At 60.6% G+C, this 19,828-nt stretch carries 11 protein-coding genes; all 11 read left to right on the top strand.

Annotated elements, in window-relative coordinates; translation table 11 throughout:
* Nucleotides 1-9: 9 nt before the first annotated feature.
* The 11 genes from AC1D35_RS04370 (at nucleotide 10) to AC1D35_RS04420 (ending at nucleotide 19,820) form a co-directional block, all read left to right on the top strand.
* Nucleotides 10-3,336, top strand: coding sequence for a transglutaminase family protein (locus AC1D35_RS04370; protein ID WP_113310329.1), 3,327 nt, complete (start codon nucleotides 10-12; stop codon nucleotides 3,334-3,336).
* 14 nt (nucleotides 3,337-3,350) lie between these two features.
* Nucleotides 3,351-5,768 (top strand): circularly permuted type 2 ATP-grasp protein, encoded by a 2,418-nt coding sequence (locus AC1D35_RS04375; RefSeq protein WP_113296040.1) that lies wholly within the window; start codon nucleotides 3,351-3,353, stop codon nucleotides 5,766-5,768.
* Complete coding sequence (locus AC1D35_RS04380) at nucleotides 5,765-6,652, top strand: transglutaminase family protein (RefSeq protein WP_477938239.1); 888 nt, start codon at nucleotides 5,765-5,767, stop codon at nucleotides 6,650-6,652. The genes AC1D35_RS04375 and AC1D35_RS04380 overlap by 4 nt, the downstream gene beginning before the upstream one ends.
* A 118-nt stretch (nucleotides 6,653-6,770) precedes the next feature.
* Nucleotides 6,771-7,955 carry a TadE/TadG family type IV pilus assembly protein gene (locus tag AC1D35_RS04385; RefSeq protein WP_113310330.1) on the top strand — a complete coding sequence of 395 codons (1,185 nt, stop codon included), beginning with the start codon at nucleotides 6,771-6,773 and terminating at the stop codon, nucleotides 7,953-7,955.
* A 274-nt stretch (nucleotides 7,956-8,229) separates the two neighbouring features.
* Nucleotides 8,230-10,689, top strand: coding sequence for a glycogen/starch/alpha-glucan phosphorylase (locus tag AC1D35_RS04390; RefSeq protein ID WP_113310331.1), 2,460 nt, complete (start codon nucleotides 8,230-8,232; stop codon nucleotides 10,687-10,689).
* Nucleotides 10,689-12,896: a 1,4-alpha-glucan branching protein GlgB gene (gene glgB, locus AC1D35_RS04395; RefSeq protein ID WP_113310332.1), complete on the top strand. Its 2,208-nt coding sequence runs from the start codon at nucleotides 10,689-10,691 to the stop codon at nucleotides 12,894-12,896. The genes AC1D35_RS04390 and glgB overlap by 1 nt, the downstream gene beginning before the upstream one ends.
* A 19-nt stretch (nucleotides 12,897-12,915) precedes the next feature.
* Nucleotides 12,916-14,178 carry a glucose-1-phosphate adenylyltransferase gene (glgC, locus tag AC1D35_RS04400; RefSeq protein ID WP_477938240.1) on the top strand — a complete coding sequence of 421 codons (1,263 nt, stop codon included), beginning with the start codon at nucleotides 12,916-12,918 and terminating at the stop codon, nucleotides 14,176-14,178.
* A gap of 3 nt (nucleotides 14,179-14,181) precedes the next feature.
* The gene (gene glgA / locus AC1D35_RS04405) at nucleotides 14,182-15,627 is read left to right on the top strand and encodes a glycogen synthase GlgA (protein WP_113296035.1); all 1,446 of its coding nucleotides are present in this window, start codon (nucleotides 14,182-14,184) and stop codon (nucleotides 15,625-15,627) included.
* A 1-nt stretch (nucleotide 15,628) separates the two neighbouring features.
* Nucleotides 15,629-17,260, top strand: coding sequence for an alpha-D-glucose phosphate-specific phosphoglucomutase (locus AC1D35_RS04410; protein WP_113310333.1), 1,632 nt, complete (start codon nucleotides 15,629-15,631; stop codon nucleotides 17,258-17,260).
* 13 nt (nucleotides 17,261-17,273) lie between these two features.
* Nucleotides 17,274-19,244 (top strand): glycogen debranching protein GlgX, encoded by a 1,971-nt coding sequence (glgX, locus tag AC1D35_RS04415; RefSeq protein WP_477938241.1) that lies wholly within the window; start codon nucleotides 17,274-17,276, stop codon nucleotides 19,242-19,244.
* 87 nt (nucleotides 19,245-19,331) lie between these two features.
* Nucleotides 19,332-19,820 (top strand): MaoC family dehydratase, encoded by a 489-nt coding sequence (locus tag AC1D35_RS04420; protein WP_113296032.1) that lies wholly within the window; start codon nucleotides 19,332-19,334, stop codon nucleotides 19,818-19,820.
* The last annotated feature ends 8 nt before the right edge of the window (nucleotides 19,821-19,828 follow it).

Here is a 19,828-nt window from a genome sequence, read left to right on the forward strand (position 1 = left end):
AAGAGCAATATGTCGATCAAAGCCAGCATCTATCATCTGACGCATTATCAGTATGACAAACCGATCCGCCTCGGCCCTCAGATCATCCGCCTCAAGCCAGCCTCGCACTCGAAAACGCGGGTTTTGAGCCATTCTTTGAAGGTCACGCCGTCCAACCACTTCGTGAACCTGCAGCAGGACCCTTACGGCAATTATCTCGCCCGCTTCGTCTTCCCCGACCCGGTGACCGAATTCAAGATCGAGGTCGATCTCGTTGCCGACATGACCGTCTACAATCCCTTCGACTTCTTCGTCGAGGAGGAAGCGACGAAGTGGCCCTTCGACTATCCGGAAACGCTCCGCGAGGATCTCTCGATCTACATGATACCGGAGCCGGCCGGCCCGCGCCTGAAGGCGCTGCTGCCGACGCTCGACTGGTCGCCCGATCAGCCGACAGTCGACATGATCGTCGGCCTCAATGCCCGTCTGCAGCGGCAGATCGGTTACGTCATCCGCATGGAAGCCGGCGTCCAGACGCCGGAAGAGACGCTGGAAACCGCCAAGGGCTCCTGCCGCGACACCAGCTGGCTGCTCGTGCAGATCCTGCGCCATCTCGGGCTCGCTGCCCGCTTCGTCTCCGGCTACCTCATCCAGTTGGCGCCGGACCTGAAGGCGCTCGACGGCCCTTCCGGTACCAAGGTCGATTTCACTGATCTGCATGCCTGGGCGGAGGTCTATCTGCCCGGCGCCGGTTGGGTCGGTCTCGATCCCACCTCCGGGCTGCTGACCGGCGAAAGCCATATACCGCTCGCAGCCACACCGCATTACAGCAATGCGGCCCCGATCTCCGGCGGTTATTTCGGCGAGGCCGAAACCGAATTCGACTTCGATATGAAGGTCTCTCGGGTCGCCGAGCATCCGCGCATCACCAAACCCTTCTCGGATGAGAGCTGGGAGGAGCTCAACCAGCTCGGCGAGAAGGTCGACCGCGTCCTCGAAGCCGAGGATGTGCGCCTGACGATGGGCGGCGAGCCGACTTTCGTCTCCATCGACGATTTCCAATCCGAGGAGTGGAACACCGCGGCCGTCGGGCCGACCAAGCGCGAAAAGGCGGACAACCTGATCCGCCGGCTGCAGGAGCGCTTCGCGCCCGGTGGCTTCCTGCACTACGGCCAGGGCAAGTGGTATCCCGGCGAAAGCCTGCCGCGCTGGACCTTCTCCCTCTACTGGCGCCGTGACGGCAAGCCGATCTGGCAGAACCTCGATCTGATCGCCGCTGAAGGCAAGGATACCGGTGTCAAGGCGGAGGATGCCGAAAAGCTCCTGACGGCGATCGCCAGGGAACTGGCAATCAAGCCCGATATGGTGCAGCCGGCCTATGAGGATCCGGCAGACTGGATCATCAAGGAAGGCAGCCTTCCCGAAAACGTCGATCCGTCGAATTCGAAGCTGAAGGACCCCGAGGAGCGCAGCCGCATTGCCCGCGTCTTCGCCCGCGGCCTCACCGTGCCGACGGGGTATGTCCTCCCCGTTCAAGTGTGGAATGCCAAGGCCGCCGCAAGCCGCACCTGGGTCAGCGAAAAATGGCGCACGCGCCGCGGAAAGATTTTCCTTGTACCGGGTGACAGCCCGATCGGTTATCGCCTGCCACTCGGCACGCTGCCCTATGTCCCGCCAGCGCGCTACCCCTATATCCACCCCGCCGATCCGTCGATACCGCGCGCGCCGCTACCTGACGTCTTCGTGCCCGCCGGCCGCGCCATGCCCGAAGCCTCGTTCCAGGCGGAGGAGAGCCACGCTGTCCGCATAGAACAGACCCTTGGCGACATAGGCGGTGCCGTGCGCACTGCCCTGTCGGTCGAACCGCGCGAAGGCAGGCTCTGCGTCTTCATGCCGCCAGTCGAGCGCATCGAGGATTATCTGGAGCTGATCGCCGCTGCCGAAAACGCTGCTGCCGAACTCAAGCTCCCCGTACATATCGAAGGCTATCCGCCGCCGCAGGACGAGCGGATTAACGTCATCCGCGTCGCCCCCGATCCCGGCGTCATCGAAGTCAATATTCACCCGGCCTCCAACTGGCAGGATTGCGTCGACATCACCACGGCGATCTACGAGGAAGCGCGCGCCACCCGGCTCGGTGCCGACAAGTTCATGGTCGATGGTCGCCACACCGGCACCGGCGGCGGCAATCACGTCGTCGTCGGCGCCGCCAATCCGAACAACAGCCCCTTCCTGCGCCGCCCGGACCTGCTGAAAAGCATCATCCTCCATTGGCAGCGCCATCCCTCCCTCTCCTACCTCTTTTCCGGCATGTTCATCGGCCCGACCAGCCAGGCGCCGCGCATCGACGAGGCCCGCCACGACACTCTCTATGAACTGGAGATCGCCATGGCGCAGGTCGGAGCGCCGGGTCGTGGTCAACTGCCGCTGCCCTGGCTCACCGACCGACTGTTCCGAAATCTTTTGACCGATGTCACCGGCAACACTCACCGTGCCGAAATCTGCATCGACAAGCTGTTTTCGCCGGATGGCCCGACTGGACGGCTCGGCCTCATCGAGTTCCGCGGCTTTGAGATGCCGCCGAATGCTCGCATGTCGCTAGCCCAACAATTACTGGTACGCGCGCTGATCGCCCGCTTCTGGACGAACCCCGCCGATGGCAAGTTCGTCCGCTGGGGTACGACCCTGCATGACCGTTTCATGCTGCCGCATTTCGTCTGGACCGATTTCCTCGACGTCCTCGCAGACCTTCGCGAAAACGGCTTCGATGTCAGCCCCGAATGGTTCAAGGCGCAGCTTGAATTCCGCTTCCCCTTCTGCGGAGAGGTTGAATACGAGGGTTCGAAGCTGGAATTGCGCCAGGCGCTGGAGCCCTGGCACGTCATGGGCGAGGAAGGTGCGCCGGGCGGCACCGTCCGCTACGTCGATAGTTCCGTCGAGCGTCTGCAGGTTCGGCTCGAAACGAACAACGCCGCGCGCTACACCGTCACCTGCAACGGCCGCACCGTGCCGCTGGCGCCAACGGGGACATCAGGCGTGTCTGTCGCCGGTGTGCGCTTCAAGGCCTGGAAGCCGGCTTCCGGCCTGCACCCTGTGCTGCCGGTGAATACGCCTTTGACTTTTGATATTTATGATACATGGTCGAAACGTTCGATCGGCGGCTGCATCTATCACGTTGCCCATCCGGGCGGTCGGAACTATGAAACCTTCCCGGTCAACGGCAACGAGGCGGAAGCACGGCGGCTCGCCCGTTTCGAACCGTGGGGACATACGGCAGGCGGTTATATTCCGCGCGCCGAAACGCCTTCGCCTGAATTCCCGCTCACGCTGGATCTGAGGCGGCCGGTCGGAACTTGAAGAAGCTGGGTCTGATGGGCAAGAAGCCTGCACTGGAATTGAGGGACGAGATCGAGGAACGCGCCGGCGCGGATGCAGTCTTCGACTATGCGCCTCTGCCCGGCATTGCAGACGAGATGGTGGACAATAACGGGGCCATCCGTCCGGTCTGGCAGCGCTTCATGGCCCATATGAATGCCATGCCCGAAAAGGAACTGGCCGAGCGTTTCGCCCGCGCCGACCGTTATCTGCGCGACGCCGGTGTTTTCTATCGGGCCTACGGCGCCAAGGGCAGCGGCGAGCGCCCCTGGCCGATCTCCCATATTCCGGTGCTGATCGACGAGCGCGAATGGCAGGTTCTTTCGGCAGGCCTCGTCCAGCGTGCTGATCTCTTGGAAGCGACAATCGCCGATATCTACGGCGAAAACAGGCTTGTGGAGGAAGGCATTCTTCCACCCGCACTGATCGCCGCCAACCCGGAATTCCAGCGGCCGCTGGTCGGTGTAAAGCCTGCGACCGGTCACTACCTGCATTTCTGTGCCTTCGAGATCGGTCGAGGCCCTGACGGAAACTGGTGGGTACTGGCCGACCGCACGCAGGCTCCATCCGGCGCAGGCTTCGCGCTGGAGAGCCGCGTGGCAACCACCCGCGCCTTCTCCGATATCTACGCCGAAACGCCCGTTCATCGCCTTGCCTCCTTCTTCGGCGCCTTCCGCGATGCGTTGCAGGCGATGAAGCATTCCGGTGACGACCGCATCGCAGTCCTGACCCCCGGCCCGGCGAACGAAACCTACTACGAACATGCCTATATCGCCCGTTATCTCGGCTTCATGCTGCTGGAAGGCGAAGATCTTGTGGTGGTCAACAGGCGCATCATGGTGCGCACAGTCGCCGGCCTGAAGCCGATCGGCGTGCTCTGGCGGCGTCTCGATTCCGCTTATGCCGATCCCCTGGAGCTGAACCAGAACTCGCATATCGGCACGCCCGGTCTTGTGGAGGCCCTGCGTGCCGAAACCGTCACCATCGTGAACGCACTCGGCACCGGCGTTCTGGAAACGCGCGCCCTGCTCGCCTTCATGCCCGCCGTCTGTCGCTCGCTGCTGGGCGAAGATCTTCGCCTGCCATCCATCGCGACATGGTGGTGCGGTCAGAAGGAAGAGCGCGACCATGTGGCTGCAAATATCGAAAAGATGGTGATCGGCCCGGCCTATTCCCGCGCACCCTTCTTCGATGACGGCGGCGAATCCGTTCTCGGCTCTTCGCTGCGCGCCACCGCCAAGAACTCGATTGCGGACTGGCTGACGAGCGACGGCGCAAAACTCGTAGGTCAGGAAGTCGTCACCCTCTCGACCACGCCGGCCTGGATCGACGGCAAACTGACGCCGCGGCCGATGTCGCTGCGCGTCTTTGCCGCCCGCACCGCCAATGGTTGGCAGATCATGCCCGGCGGTTTTGCCCGCATCGGTTCGGGAGACGATGTCGCCGCCATAGCCATGCAGTCCGGCGGTGCGGCGGCTGATGTGTGGATCGTCAGCGACAAACCGGTCGAGCGCCACACGCTGCTGCCAGCCGAAGGTAGCTTCACCCGCAACATGCCGGGCAGCCTGCCGAGCCGCGCGGCCGACAACCTTTTCTGGCTGGGCCGCTATATCGAACGCGCCGAAGGGGCGCTGCGCATCCTGCGCGCCTGGCACGCCCGCTACGCCGAAGCCGCCGACCCGAACCAGCCGTTGCTCGCTGACGTCACCGAATATCTTGCCGCCGTCGATATCGACACCGGCGAACCCGTGCCGGAATCGCTGCTGCGCAATATCGACAGCGCCGTCTATTCAGCAAGCAACATCCGTGACCGCTTCTCGCCGGATGGCTGGCTGGCCTTGAATGACCTCGCCAAGACCGCCCGCCGCTTTCACTCGACCATTACATCAGGCGACGACGCCAGCCACGCGATGACCATTCTCTTGCGAAAGCTCGCGGGCTTTGCCGGTCTCGTGCATGAAAACATGTACCGCTTCACCGGCTGGCGCTTCCTCTCGCTAGGCCGATACATCGAACGCGGCCTGCACATGACGCGCCTTCTCGGCCACATGTCCGGCCCGGAAGCGCCCGATGGCGCACTCGACATGCTGCTGGAAATCGGCGACAGCGTCATGACCCACCGTCGCCGCTACAACGTCAACACGGCACGGCTGACGGTGACCGATCTGCTGGCRCTCGATCCGCTGAACCCGCGCTCGGTCCTCTTCCAGATGAACGAGATCCACCGAGAGGTCGAGCAGCTTCCGAATGCGTTTATGAACGGCCAGATGTCGCCCTTCTACCGCGAGGCGATGCGCCTGCATTCCGGCCTCGCCGTCATGACGCCGGAAACCATGGACGGTGATGTCTACCATCGGCTGGAGCGTGAGCTGGAACACCTCTCCGACCTTCTGGCGCAGACCTATCTCGGATGACGACCGTCCTCTACGATCTCACCCTGCATATGGGCTACAGCTATGACACGCCGGCATCCGGCGCGCGCCACATCATGCGCCTGATGCCGCTCTCGCTGCCAAACCGTCAGCGGCTTGTCGCAGGCTCGATCAGCGTCGCGCCCCAGCCGGACGAACAGTCGCATTTCATCGACTTCTTCCAGCATCCGGCGACATCTTTCCTGTTGCGCTCGCCGCATGAAAAGCTGGATATCCGCATGCAGGCCCGCGTACAGGTCGAAAGCCAGGCGATATCCGCAGACTTCTCACCGCTATTGGCCGAGCTGCCGGAGGAGGTTGCTGGAATCTGGTCGCTCGATCCGGAATCGCCTCACCATTTCCTTGGCGACAGCCCGCGCCTGACGGAGACCAAGGCGATCRCTGAATACGCCAAGACCTGCGTCCGACCCTCGCTGACGGTCATGCAGATCGCCTATGCGCTTTGCACCCGCATCAACAAGGATTTCACCTACGATCCGGAAGCGACGACCGTCGAGACGACGCCGCTCGAAGCGTTCGAGCTGAAGCGCGGCGTCTGCCAGGACTTTACCCATGTGATGATCCTTGCGCTGCGCAGCCTCGGCATCCCCGCCGGCTATGTCTCCGGCTTCCTGCGCACCATCCCGCCGCCCGGCAAGGAGCGCCTGGAGGGCGCCGATGCCATGCATGCCTGGGTACGCGTCTGGTGCGGCGAGACGGCCGGCTGGCTCGAGCTCGATCCCACCAACAACATTCCTGCCGGAACCGACCATATCGTCGTCGCATATGGTCGCGACTACGCTGATGTCGCTCCCGTTATCGGTGTACTCAAGAGTTATGGCAGCCAGCGTTCCGTGCAGGCCGTGGACGTGATTGCCCTGAAATAATCCCGAAATTGGAAAAAACAGCCAGTTGTCTAGAATTTTAGGTACTGGCTTTAGCGGCCATTAAAGTCATCCGGTCCATCAATTGCGCCTACTTAAGGCTCTTTTGAAATCGGTGGACATGATGAACACCCTGCATTCGCTTCTCGATCGGCTGCGGCGCGACCGCGGCGGCAATTTCGGCATTATGACGGCTATCTTGCTGCCTGTGCTTGTAGGCAGTGCCGGCTTCGCGATTGATACCATGAATATCATAGCCTCGCAGCGTCAGCTTCAGGAGGCAGCCGACTCGGGAGCACTTGCAACAGCGACCGCGCTTTCCTCCGGCAAGGTCACCACCGATGATCAGGCAAAGGCTTTGGCGAAGGATTTCGTCACCGGGCAGATGGCGAATTATGTCGACGAAGCCACGATCAGCGCGATCAAATCGTCAACCAGTGTAACCATCACGACGACCACTTCCGCAAACGGCAAAAGCTACGGGATTTCCGTCAATGCTTCCTATCCGCTAAGTCTTACGCCCTTCATGAATGTCCTGGGTTTCAAGACCAGCACCATCGCAGCGGCAAGCAAGACGACCAGCGGCATCAGCCAACAGCGCAGCGCCGTCTCAATGACCCTGGTCCTCGACGAATCCGGCTCAATGCTGGCAAATACAGGTACTCAGATTGTTCCAACCAAGAGTTGCCAGCAGTACAATTCCAGCGGCCAGTCGATCGGCACAAAGAGCCCCTGCTACGTCAAGAAGATTGACGCCTTGAAGACAGCAGCCAACCTGCTGCTCGACCAGTTGGACAAAGCTGATCCACAAGCGAAATACGTTCGCACAAATGCAATTGCATGGAGCGGCGCCGTTCAGGATTCGAACACGTTCGGCTGGGGTACCAACCGCACAAGAACAGAGGTCATCAATACGATGTCAGCGGGCGGCAATACCGAATCCGCGGCACCGATGCTGCAAGCCTATAACGACCTTAACAAGACGGACAGCGGCTCCGAATCCAAGATTCAAGCGAACGCAGGCAACACCAGTCTGACCAAATACATCGTATTCATGACGGATGGTGAAAACAACAAGGACCTGTCCGACACGAATACTTTAACGACATGCACCAATGCAAAAAATGCCGGGATAAAGATTTATTCGATAGCATTCATGGCCCCGACGCGGGGGCAGAGCTTACTGAGCAAATGCGCTAGCGGTCCGACATACTACTTTCAGGCGGAAAGCATGAACGACCTGACCTCCGCCTTCCAAGCGATCGGCCAAAGTGCCGCCGCCGACAAGACTCTGCTGACCCAGTAATCAGCGCAACTGCAGCGCAAACAAAAGCCGCTCCGGAACAAACGGGGCGGCTTTTCGTTTAAACTCAGTCCTGCCTATCAGATCGGGAAAACCGATTGAAATCAAGTCCCTTAGGCCTCGTGAATATGAAGGTTTCGCAAATTTTTCGTTTGGCCAATTCCCTTGTTGCAAGTGCTTCGTAACGGTGCATAAACTGCCCTGTCCGCATATATGACAAATCGATTGAATCAGGCGTATCTTACTGTAACCAAATCAAAATTGGCGAGACCTGAGAATGAATACTGTTTCGAAGCCGATCATCCCCGCACCCGCTCCGCGCAGTTCCCGGCCTGAAATCCTCGCTGAGGAAATCATCGAGCGTCTGACCTACCGCATCGGCAAGGACGCCAAGGTCGCCAAGCCTCACGACTGGCTGACGGCGACCATTCTCGTGGTGCGTGACCGCATCATCGACAAGTGGATGGAATCCACCCGCAAGGCTTATGAGACCGGCGCCAAGCGCGTCTATTACATGTCTCTCGAATTCCTGATCGGCCGCCTGATGCGCGATGCTGTATCCAACCTCAACCTCATGGAAGAGGTGAGTGATGCGCTCGCTTCGCTCGGTGTCGACATCAACGTCATCGCCGGGCTGGAGCCCGATGCCGCACTCGGCAACGGCGGTCTCGGCCGCCTCGCTGCCTGCTTCATGGAATCGATGGCGACCGTCGACGTGCCCGCCTATGGCTATGGCATCCGCTACGTCCACGGCCTCTTCCGTCAGCAGATGGCAGACGGCTGGCAGGTCGAACTGCCAGAAAACTGGCTCGCCCACGGCAATCCCTGGGAATTCGAACGCCGCGAGAGCGCCTACGAAATCGGCTTTGGCGGCTCGATCGAGGTCATCAGCGGCCATGACGAGCAACCGCGTTACGTCTGGAAGCCGGCCGAGCGTGTCATCGCCGCCGCCTTCGATACGCCGGTCGTCGGCTGGCGCGGCAAGCGCGTCAATACGCTCCGCCTGTGGTCGGCTCAGCCGATCGATCCGATCCTGCTCGATGCCTTCAACGCCGGTGACCATATCGGTGCGCTACGCGAGAGCAACAGGGCCGAGAGCCTGACGCGGGTTCTCTACCCGGCCGACGCAACGCCTGCCGGCCAGGAACTGCGCCTGCGCCAGGAGTATTTCTTCTCGTCCGCTTCCCTGCAGGACATCCTGCGCCGCCACCTGCAGCAGTATGACGACTTCACCTCTCTGCCGGACAAGGTCGCGATCCAGCTCAACGACACCCACCCGGCCGTTTCCGTCGCCGAACTCACACGCCTGCTTTGCGATGTGCATGGCCTGGATTTCGAACAGGCCTGGGATATCACCCGCCGCACCTTCTCTTACACCAACCACACGCTTCTTCCCGAAGCGCTGGAAAGCTGGCCGGTTCCGCTCTTCGAGCGCCTGTTGCCGCGCCATATGCAGATCATCTATGCGATCAACGCCAAGATACTGATCGAAGCGCGCAAGAGCCGTAATTTCTCCGACACGGAAATCCGTTCGATCTCGCTGATCGATGAAAGCGGCGACCGCCGCGTGCGCATGGGCAATCTCGCCTTCGTCGGCTCGTACTCGATCAACGGCGTGTCGGCACTGCACACGGACCTGATGAAGGTCACGGTCTTTGCAGACCTGCACAAGCTCTATCCCGACCGTATCAACAACAAGACCAACGGCATCACGCCGCGCCGCTGGTTGCAGCAGTGCAATCCCGGCCTGACGGGCCTGGTGCGCGAAGCGATCGGCGATGAATTCCTCGACGATGCCGAGAAGCTGCGCCCGCTTGACAAATTCGCCACCGACCCGAGCTTCCAGCAGAAATTCGCTGCCGTGAAGCGCGCGAACAAGGTGGCGCTCTCCAATCTCGTCGCCAGCCGCATGGGTGTGAAGCTCGATCCGTCGGCGATGTTCGACATTCAGATCAAGCGCATCCACGAATACAAGCGCCAACTTCTGAACATCGTCGAAGCCGTGGCACTTTACGATCAGATCCGTTCGCACCCCGAGCTGGATTGGGTGCCGCGCGTCAAGCTCTTCGCCGGCAAGGCTGCCCCGAGCTACTACAACGCCAAGCTCATCATCAAGCTTATCAACGACGTTGCCCGCACCATCAACAACGACCCATCGGTCCGCGGCCTGCTGAAGGTCGTCTTCGTGCCGAACTACAATGTCTCGCTTGCCGAAATCATGGTTCCGGCTGCCGACCTCTCCGAGCAGATCTCGACGGCCGGCATGGAAGCATCGGGCACCGGCAACATGAAGTTCGGCCTGAACGGCGCACTGACGATCGGCACGCTCGACGGTGCCAATGTCGAAATGCGCGACAATGTCGGCGAAGACAATATCGTCATCTTCGGCCTGCAGGCTGATGAAGTCGCCAAGATCCGCAGCGAGGGCCATAATCCTCGTGCGATCATCGAAGGCTCACGTGAGCTGGCACAGGCGCTGGCCGCCATCAGCTCGGGCGTCTTCTCTCCTGACGACCGCAACCGCTATACCGGCCTCATCGACGGTATCTACTCCCACGACTGGTTCATGGTCGCCGGCGATTTCGATGCCTATGCGGCCGCTCAGCGCGAGGTCGACCAGATCTGGACCAACCAGTCCTCCTGGTATGAGAAGACGATCAACAATACGGCGCGGATGGGCTGGTTCTCCTCCGACCGCACGATCAGACAATATGCCGACGAGATCTGGAGAGCTTGATGAAGCCGCCGAAAGCCACCCCTGAAGTGAAGCTTCCCTGGGAAATTTCGGCGGGCGAAATTGCGGCAATTCTCAACGGCTCGCATGCCGATCCCTTYGCCGTCCTGGGCGTACACCAGGCCGGCGAGGCCTTCATTACCAGGTGTTTCGTCCCCGGCGCAGAAGCCGTCACTGCAATGACGCTGGATGGGACGCCGATCGGCGAACTCAACCAGCTTCATCAAGACGGTATTTTCGGCGGCCAGGTATCGATCACCAAATTCCAGCCTGTGCGCTATCGCGCCCGGCGCGCCGACGCCGAATGGGCGGTGACCGACCCTTACAGCTTCGGCCCGGTGCTCGGCCCGATGGACGATTATTACGCCCGGCAGGGTTCGCACCTGCGGCTCTTCGACAAGATGGGCGCCCATCGCATCAAGCATGAAGGCGCGACCGGCATCCACTTTGCCGTATGGGCACCGAATGCGCAGCGCGTCTCGGTTGTCGGCGATTTCAACAATTGGGACGGACGACGCCACGTCATGCGCTTGCGTGCCGACAGCGGCATCTGGGAAATCTTCGCCCCCGATGTGCCGCTCGGTGTCCCCTACAAATTCGAGATCCGTGGCCAGGACGGCGTGCTGCTGCCATTGAAGGCTGACCCGTTTGCCCGCCGCAGCGAACTTCGCCCCAAAACGGCATCCGTGACGACCGCCGAACTTGTGCAGGAATGGCAGGACGAGCCGCATTTGAAACACTGGCGCGAAAGCGATATGCGCCGCCAGCCGATCAGCATCTATGAGGTTCACGCCGGCTCCTGGCAGCGTCGCCAGGATGGCTCCATGCTTTCATGGGATGAGCTTGCCTCGAGCCTCATCCCCTACTGCGTCGATATGGGCTTCACTCATATCGAGTTCCTGCCGATCACCGAGCACCCCTACGACCCCTCCTGGGGTTACCAGACGACCGGCCTCTATGCCCCGACTGCCCGCTTCGGCGAGCCGGAAGGCTTCGCCCGTTTCGTCAACGGCTGTCACAAGGTCGGCATCGGCGTCATCCTCGACTGGGTGCCGGCGCATTTCCCGACCGATGAACACGGCCTTGGCTGGTTCGACGGCACCGCGCTTTACGAACACGAAGACCCACGCAAGGGTTTTCACCCGGACTGGAACACGGCAATCTACAATTTTGGCCGCACTGAGGTCGTCTCCTACCTCGTCAACAACGCGCTGTACTGGGCCGAGAAATTCCATCTCGACGGCCTGCGCGTCGATGCGGTCGCGTCGATGCTCTATCTCGACTATTCGCGCAAGCACGGCGAATGGATCCCGAACGAGTATGGCGGCAACGAAAACCTCGAAGCCGTCCGCTTCCTGCAGAACCTCAACACCCGCATCTATGGCGAGCATCCGGGCGTCATGACCATCGCCGAGGAGTCGACTTCCTGGCCGAAGGTTTCCCAACCGGTCCACGAAGGCGGCCTCGGCTTCGGCTTCAAGTGGAACATGGGCTTCATGCACGACACGTTGAGCTACATGAGCCGCGAACCGGTGCACCGTAAGCACCACCACAATGAACTGACCTTCGGGCTGCTCTACGCTTATTCGGAAAATTTCGTCCTGCCGCTCTCCCATGACGAAGTCGTGCACGGCAAGGGTTCGCTGATCGCCAAGATGCCGGGTGACGATTGGCAGAAATTTGCCAATCTGCGCGCCTACTACGCCTTCATGTGGGGCTATCCCGGCAAGAAGCTGCTCTTCATGGGACAGGAATTCGCTCAGTGGGCCGAATGGAGCGAGAACAAGTCGCTCGACTGGAACCTCCTCCAGTACCGCATGCACGAAGGCATGCGTCGCCTGGTGCGTGATCTCAACTTCACCTATCGCAGCAAGGCCGCACTCCATGCGCGTGACTGCGAAGGCGACGGCTTCGAATGGCTGATCGCCGACGATTACGAGAACTCGGTCTTCGCCTGGCTGCGCAAAGCGCCTGGCCAGAAGCCCGTCGCCGTCATCACGAACTTCACGCCTGTCTATCGTGAGAACTATTCGATCCGGCTGCCTTCTGCCGGGCGCTGGCGGGAAATCCTCAATACCGATGCCGACATTTATGGCGGCAGCGGCAAGGGCAATGGCGGGCGCGTGCAAGCCGTCGATGCCGGCGGCGAGATAAGCTGCTCGATAACCCTGCCGCCGCTGGCGACAATCATGCTTGAACCCGAGAATTAGTGACTGGTGGGAGGAGAAAATGGTAGAAAAGCGCATTCAGCCACTTGCCCGCGATGCAATGGCCTATGTTCTCGCCGGCGGCAGGGGAAGCYGCCTCAAGGAACTGACTGACCGACGCGCAAAACCCGCCGTCTATTTCGGCGGCAAGGCACGCATCATCGATTTCGCACTGTCGAACGCTCTGAATTCCGGCATCCGCCGTATCGGCGTCGCTACCCAGTACAAGGCACATTCGCTGATCCGCCACATGCAGCGCGGTTGGAACTTCTTCCGGCCCGAGCGTAACGAGAGCTTCGACATTCTGCCCGCATCCCAGCGCGTTTCCGAAACGCAGTGGTATGAAGGYACCGCCGATGCCGTCTATCAGAACATCGACATCATCGAGGATTACGGCGTCGAATACATGGTCATCCTCGCTGGCGACCATATCTACAAGATGGACTATGAATACATGCTCCAGCAGCATGTCGATACCGGCGCGGACGTGACCATCGGCTGCCTTGAAGTACCGCGCATGGATGCGGTTGGTTTCGGTGTCATGCATGTTAATGAGAAGGACGAGATCTTCGCCTTCATCGAAAAGCCGGCAGATCCGCCTGGTATTCCGGACAAGCCGGATTTCGCTCTCGCCTCCATGGGCATTTATGTCTTCCGCACGAAGTTCCTGATCGATGCACTCCGCCGCGATGCCGCTGATCCGACTTCGAGCCGCGACTTCGGCAAAGATATCATCCCCTATATCGTCGAGCACGGTAAGGCGGTCGCCCACCGCTTCGCCAAGTCCTGCGTCCGCTCCGATTTCGAGCATGAGCCCTACTGGCGCGACGTCGGTACGATCGATGCGTATTGGCAGGCCAATATCGACCTGACGGCAATCGTTCCGGCCCTTGATATCTACGACAAATCCTGGCCGATCTGGACCTATGCCGAGATTACTCCGCCGGCGAAATTCGTTCATGACGATGAAGACCGCCGCGGTTCGGCAACGTCGTCTGTCGTTGCCGGCGACTGCATCATCTCGGGCGCAAGCCTCAACCGAAGCCTTCTCTTCACTGGAGTGCGGGCCAATTCCTTTTCCAAACTGGAAGGGGCGGTCATCCTGCCCAATGTGAAGATCGGTCGGCGCGCCCAGCTCAAAGACGTTGTGATCGATCATGGTGTCGTCATCCCGGAAGGTCTTGTCGTCGGCGAGGATCCGGAACTAGACGCCCGGCGTTTCAGACGGACCGAAAGCGGCATTTGCCTGATCACGCAACCGATGATCGACAAGCTGGATATCTGACTTATGAAAGTTCTTTCGGTTTCGTCCGAAGTCTTCCCTTTGATCAAGACAGGGGGCCTTGCCGATGTGGCAGGCGCCCTGCCAATAGCCCTCAAATCCTATGGCATTGAAACAAAAACCCTCATGCCCGGCTATCCCGCGGTCATGAAGGTTTTGCAGAATCCGGTCGTACGGCTGGAGTTCCCGGATCTGCTCGGCCAACCGGCAAGATTGCTTGAGGTGGAGCATCAGGGTCTCGATATCCTTGTGCTCGACGCGCCGGCTTACTATGACCGCCCGGGCGGCCCCTATCTCGATACGACCGGCAAGGATCACCCTGACAACTGGCGCCGCTTCGCCGCCCTTTCGCTGGCAGGCTCCGAGATCGCCGCCGGACTGCTGCCCGGCTGGCGGCCGGATCTGGTGCATGCCCATGACTGGCAGGCCGCCATGGTGCCTGTCTACATGCGCTATTACCCGACGCCCGAACTGCCGAGCATTCTGACGATCCACAACATCGCTTTCCAGGGCCAGTTCGGCGCCGATATTCTCCCCGGCCTGCGTCTGCCGCCCCATGCCTTTGCCACTGAGAGCATCGAATATTACGGCACTGTCGGTTTCCTCAAGGGTGGCCTGCAGACTGCTCATGCCATCACCACCGTCAGCCCCTCCTATGCGGAGGAAATCCTGACCCCGGAATTCGGCATGGGCCTGGAAGGCGTCATCGCCAGCCGCCGCGACGTGCTGCATGGTATCGTCAACGGCATCGACGCCGATATCTGGAACCCGGCGACCGATCCGGTGGTTCACACGCATTATGGCCCGACGACGCTGAAAAACCGCATCGAGAACCGTAGATCGATCGAGGAATTCTTCCATCTCGACCACGACAACGCGCCGATCTTCTGCGTCATCAGCCGCCTGACCTGGCAGAAGGGCATGGACCTCGTCGCAAGCGCTGCCGACGAGATCGTCGCGCTCGGCGGCAAGCTCGTCGTGCTCGGTTCCGGCGAGGTGGCACTGGAGGGCGCGCTGCTCGCCGCCGCCAACCGCAACCCCGGCCGCATCGGCGTTTCCATCGGGTACAACGAGCCGATGTCGCACCTGATGCAGGCCGGCTGCGACGCGATCATCATCCCCTCCCGCTTTGAGCCATGCGGTCTCACACAGCTTTACGGCCTGCGCTACGGCTGTGTGCCGATCGTCGCGCGCACCGGCGGTCTCAACGATACCGTGATCGATGCCAATCATGCCGCCCTTGCAGCAAAGGTGGCCACAGGCATACAATTCGCACCCGTAAACGAAGGAAGCATGCTACAGGCACTGCGCCGCGCCATGCACCTTTACGCGGATCAAAAAGTCTGGACCCAATTGCAAAAGCAGGGCATGAAGTCGGATGTCTCTTGGGAGAAGAGCGCCGAACGTTATGTTGCCCTGTATTCAAGCCTCGTCTCGAAAGGCATGAGCTAAAATGATTAAGTCTGTTCCCACCACGGCCTATCAGGACCAGAAACCCGGCACTTCAGGTCTGCGCAAGAAGGTTCCCGTCTTCCAGCAGCCTAACTATGCGGAGAATTTCATCCAGTCGATCTTCGATTCGCTGGAAGGCTATCAGGGCAAGTGCCTGGTCATCGGCGGCGACGGACGCTACTACAATCGCGAAGTCATCCAGAAGGCGATCAAGATGGCCGCCGCCAATGGCTTCGGTAAGGTCATGGTGGGCAAGGGCGGCATTCTTTCGACACCCGCAGCCTCTCACATCATCCGCAAGTACAAGGCCTTTGGTGGCATCATTCTCTCGGCCAGCCACAATCCCGGCGGCCCGACCGAAGACTTCGGCATCAAGTACAATGTCAACAATGGCGGTCCGGCGCCTGAGAAGATCACCGACGCGATCTATGCGCGCTCCAAGGTGATCGGAAGCTACAAGATCGCCGATTTCGCCGACGTGAATATCGACCGCATCGGCAAGGAAGAGCTGCCGGGCGGCACCATCCTCTCGGTCATCGACCCGGTCGAGGATTATGCCGCACTGATGGAAGAGCTCTTCGATTTCGGTGCGATCCGCAATCTGATCAGCCTTGGCTTCCGCATTGCCTTCGACGCCATGAGTGCCGTGACCGGTCCCTACGCCAAGGAAATCTTCGAGAACCGCCTCGGCGCTCCCTCCGGCTCCGTGCGTAATTTCATGCCGCTGCCGGATTTCGGCGGCCATCATCCGGACCCGAACCTCGTTCATGCGAAAGAACTCTATGACGAGATGATGGGTGAGGACGCGCCCGATTTCGGCGCTGCATCTGACGGCGACGGCGACCGCAACCTCATCATCGGCCGCGGCGTTTTCGTCACCCCTTCCGACAGCCTTGCAATCCTTGCCGCCAACGCCAACCTGGCGCCCGGCTATTCCGGCGGTCTTGCTGGTATTGCCCGCTCTATGCCGACATCAGGCGCGGCCGACCGCGTGGCTGAGAAGCGGGGCATCGGCCTCTACGAGACTCCGACCGGCTGGAAATTCTTCGGCAACCTGCTCGACGCCGGCATGGCGACGATCTGCGGCGAAGAAAGCGCCGGCACCGGCTCCAGCCACGTCCGCGAGAAGGACGGCCTCTGGGCTGTGCTGCTGTGGCTGAACGTGCTGGCCGTGCGCGGCGAAAGCGTGCAGGACATCGTTACCCAGCACTGGCAGACCTATGGCCGCAACTACTATTCCCGTCATGACTACGAAGGCGTCGATAGCGATGCCGCAAATGGCCTGGTCGACAATCTGCGCAACCAGCTTTCCACCCTGCCTGGCAAGACGTTTGGCGATCTGAAGGTCGAGAAGGCTGACGATTTCGCCTATCACGATCCGGTCGACAAGTCGGTCAGCGAGCATCAGGGCGTCCGCGTCCTGTTCGAAGGCGGCTCGCGCGTCGTCTTCCGCCTGTCGGGCACCGGCACGTCTGGCGCAACCCTGCGCGTCTATATCGAACGATACGAGCCGGATTCGACTCGCCACAATATCGAAACGCAGGAAGCGCTCGCCGATCTGATCGCGGCCGCCGAAAGCATCGCCAACATTCGTGAGCGCACGGGACGCAACGAGCCGACCGTGATCACCTGATCCCGGGGGGCACATGGGGGGTAACAGTTCCGCGCAGGGCGGTGCCATCGTCTTCGAGACCGGCGTTGAATTTTCTGTCTGGTCGCATCATGCAGCGCAGATCGATCTCTGCCTCTTCGATGACGACGGCAAGGAATATGCAAGGCTCCCCATGGCCCGCGACAGCGGCCATGTCTTCCGGCTTTTCGTCGACGGATTGAAGGAAGGTGCCCTCTATGGCTATCGCGCCGACGGCATTTACGCTCCGGACAACGGCCTTTGGTTCGACCCTTCCAAACTGCTGATCGATCCCTATGCCAAGGCGGTCGATGGGCCGTTTCACTACGACCCCCGCCTCGGAATCTTCGGCGAAGATACGCAGCACCTGATCCCGAAGTCGGTCGTCACCAAAGACGCGCCCGTCAAAATCCGAAAGCCGCTCTTCAAACCGGGCGGCTTTATTTACGAGGTGGYGGTCAAGCCCTTCACCATCCTCCATCCGGATGTGCCGGAAGCTGAGCGCGGCACGGTCGCCGCGCTTGCCCACCCCTCGGTCATTACTCACCTGAAACGCATCGGCGTCGATGCCGTCGAACTGATGCCGATCACCGCCTGGATCGACGAGCGCCATCTGCCGCCGCTCGGACTGACGAATGGCTGGGGCTACAATCCGGTCGCCTTCATGGCGCTCGATCCGCGTATCGTGCCCGGCGGCATCGCAGAGCTCAGCAACACGGTGGCGAAGCTGCATGACGAAGGCATCGCCGTCATCCTCGACCTCGTCTTCAACCATACCGGCGAAAGCGACCGCTACGGTACAACGCTGTCGCTGCGCGGCATCGATAATCTCAGCTACTACCGCCATGTTGTCGATCGGCCCTCCGTGCTCGTCAACGATACCGGCACCGGTAATACGATTGCCTGCGACCATCCTTACGTCCAGCGGCTCATCATCGACAGTCTGCGCCATTTCGTCCGCAATGCCGGCATCGATGGCTTCCGTTTCGATCTGGCTCCCGTTCTCGGCCGCACGGCAAACGGCTTCGACCGGAACGGTACGCTGGCTGCGTTCCTCGCCGACGATCTGCTCGCCGACCGCATCATGATCGCCGAACCCTGGGATATCGGCCCCGGCGGCTATCAGCTCGGCAACTTCCCTGCACCCTTCCAGGAATGGAACGACCGCGCCCGCGATGACATCAGGTGCTACTGGCGCGGCGATGGCTGGAAAACAGGTTCGCTCGCAACTGTGCTGGCCGGCTCGTCGAATATCTTCTCGGCCAATGGCGCGACAGCGACTCGCAGCGTCAACTTCCTCGCCGCCCATGACGGCTTTACCCTCATGGACCTCGTTTCATACAGCGGCAAGCACAACGATGCGAACGGCGAGAACAATCGCGACGGCCACGACGAGAACCATTCCTGGAACAATGGCGTCGAAGGCGAGACCGCCTATCCTGTCATCCGGGAGCGTCGCAAGGCTGATGTCATGGCGCTCATCTCTACGCTCTTTGCCAGCCGCGGCAGCATCATGCTGACGGCCGGCGACGAAGCCGGACGCACGCAACATGGCAATAACAACGCCTATTGCCAGGACAACGAGATCACGTGGGTTGACTGGAAACTGCTGGACGAAGACCTGGTCGCCCATACCGCCTTTGTCGCCGCGCTTCGCCGACGCTTCTCGGTCTTCTCCGACCTGAACTTCTTTTCCGGCAACGGCGATGTGGAATGGATTTCGCTTTCCGGCGAACCGATGACAACAGGCGAATGGGAAACGCCCTCGCTCTCCACTCTCGGCATGATGCTTGCGACCGGCGATCGCTCCTCCCGTAAGCAGACCCGCCTCGCCGTCCTGTTCAATCGCTCGGAACAACGTCAGCTGTTTATCCTCCCCTCAGTGGGCGAAGCAGCCTGGCGCCAGCTTCTGCCCGGCGAGACGCGGAAAGTCGGTACCCGTGCGACGGTAGAGCCACGTTCCGTCGCCTTTTTTGCGGAAAATTGATCTACACCACCAACCCGCGTGAATCGTTGTCGCAATCGTCATAAATGCACGATAAGGCTTGCGGCTGCGGCTTTTTACGAGGAATGCATGGTGATGGAAATTTCGCTCTCGGATATCCGGGGGCTGGTCGGCACGGAAACAGGATTGTCTGACTGGATTCTCGTCGATCAGAAGATGATTGACGCTTTTGCCGACGCAACCAGCGACCATCAGTTCATTCACGTCGATCCCGTTCGCGCAGCAGCCGAAAGCCCCTTCGGTGGGACGATCGCTCATGGCTTCCTGACACTCTCGCTGCTGTCGACGATGAACTACAACTGCTTGCCCAAAGTGCGCGAGCAGACCATGGGCATCAACTACGGCTTCGACAAAATCCGCTTCATGTCGCCGGTCAAGAGCGGCACTCGCATCCGCGGCCACTTCGTGCTCGCGGACGCCCGCTTCCGCGGCGCAGGTATGCTGATGACCAGCTATGATAGCTCGATCGAAATCGAGAATGAGAAGAAGCCGGCGCTGACCGCCCGCTGGATCACCATTATCCAGTTCGACCCGAAGGATCGTCCGGAAGACGCCTAAGGTTCTCT

Source organism: Rhizobium sp. P1_E6, assembly GCF_056405875.1.

Bases quoted from the DNA above. Each gene is read 5' to 3' on its own strand.
- AC1D35_RS04370 (WP_113310329.1), top strand. From the start codon at position 10: ATGTCGATCAAAGCCAGCATCTATCATCTGACGCATTATCAGTATGAC.
- AC1D35_RS04385 (WP_113310330.1), top strand. From the start codon at position 6,771: ATGATGAACACCCTGCATTCGCTTCTCGATCGGCTGCGGCGCGACCGC.
- AC1D35_RS04390 (WP_113310331.1), top strand. From the start codon at position 8,230: ATGAATACTGTTTCGAAGCCGATCATCCCCGCACCCGCTCCGCGCAGT.
- glgA (WP_113296035.1), top strand. From the start codon at position 14,182: ATGAAAGTTCTTTCGGTTTCGTCCGAAGTCTTCCCTTTGATCAAGACA.
- AC1D35_RS04410 (WP_113310333.1), top strand. From the start codon at position 15,629: ATGATTAAGTCTGTTCCCACCACGGCCTATCAGGACCAGAAACCCGGC.
- AC1D35_RS04420 (WP_113296032.1), top strand. From the start codon at position 19,332: ATGGTGATGGAAATTTCGCTCTCGGATATCCGGGGGCTGGTCGGCACG.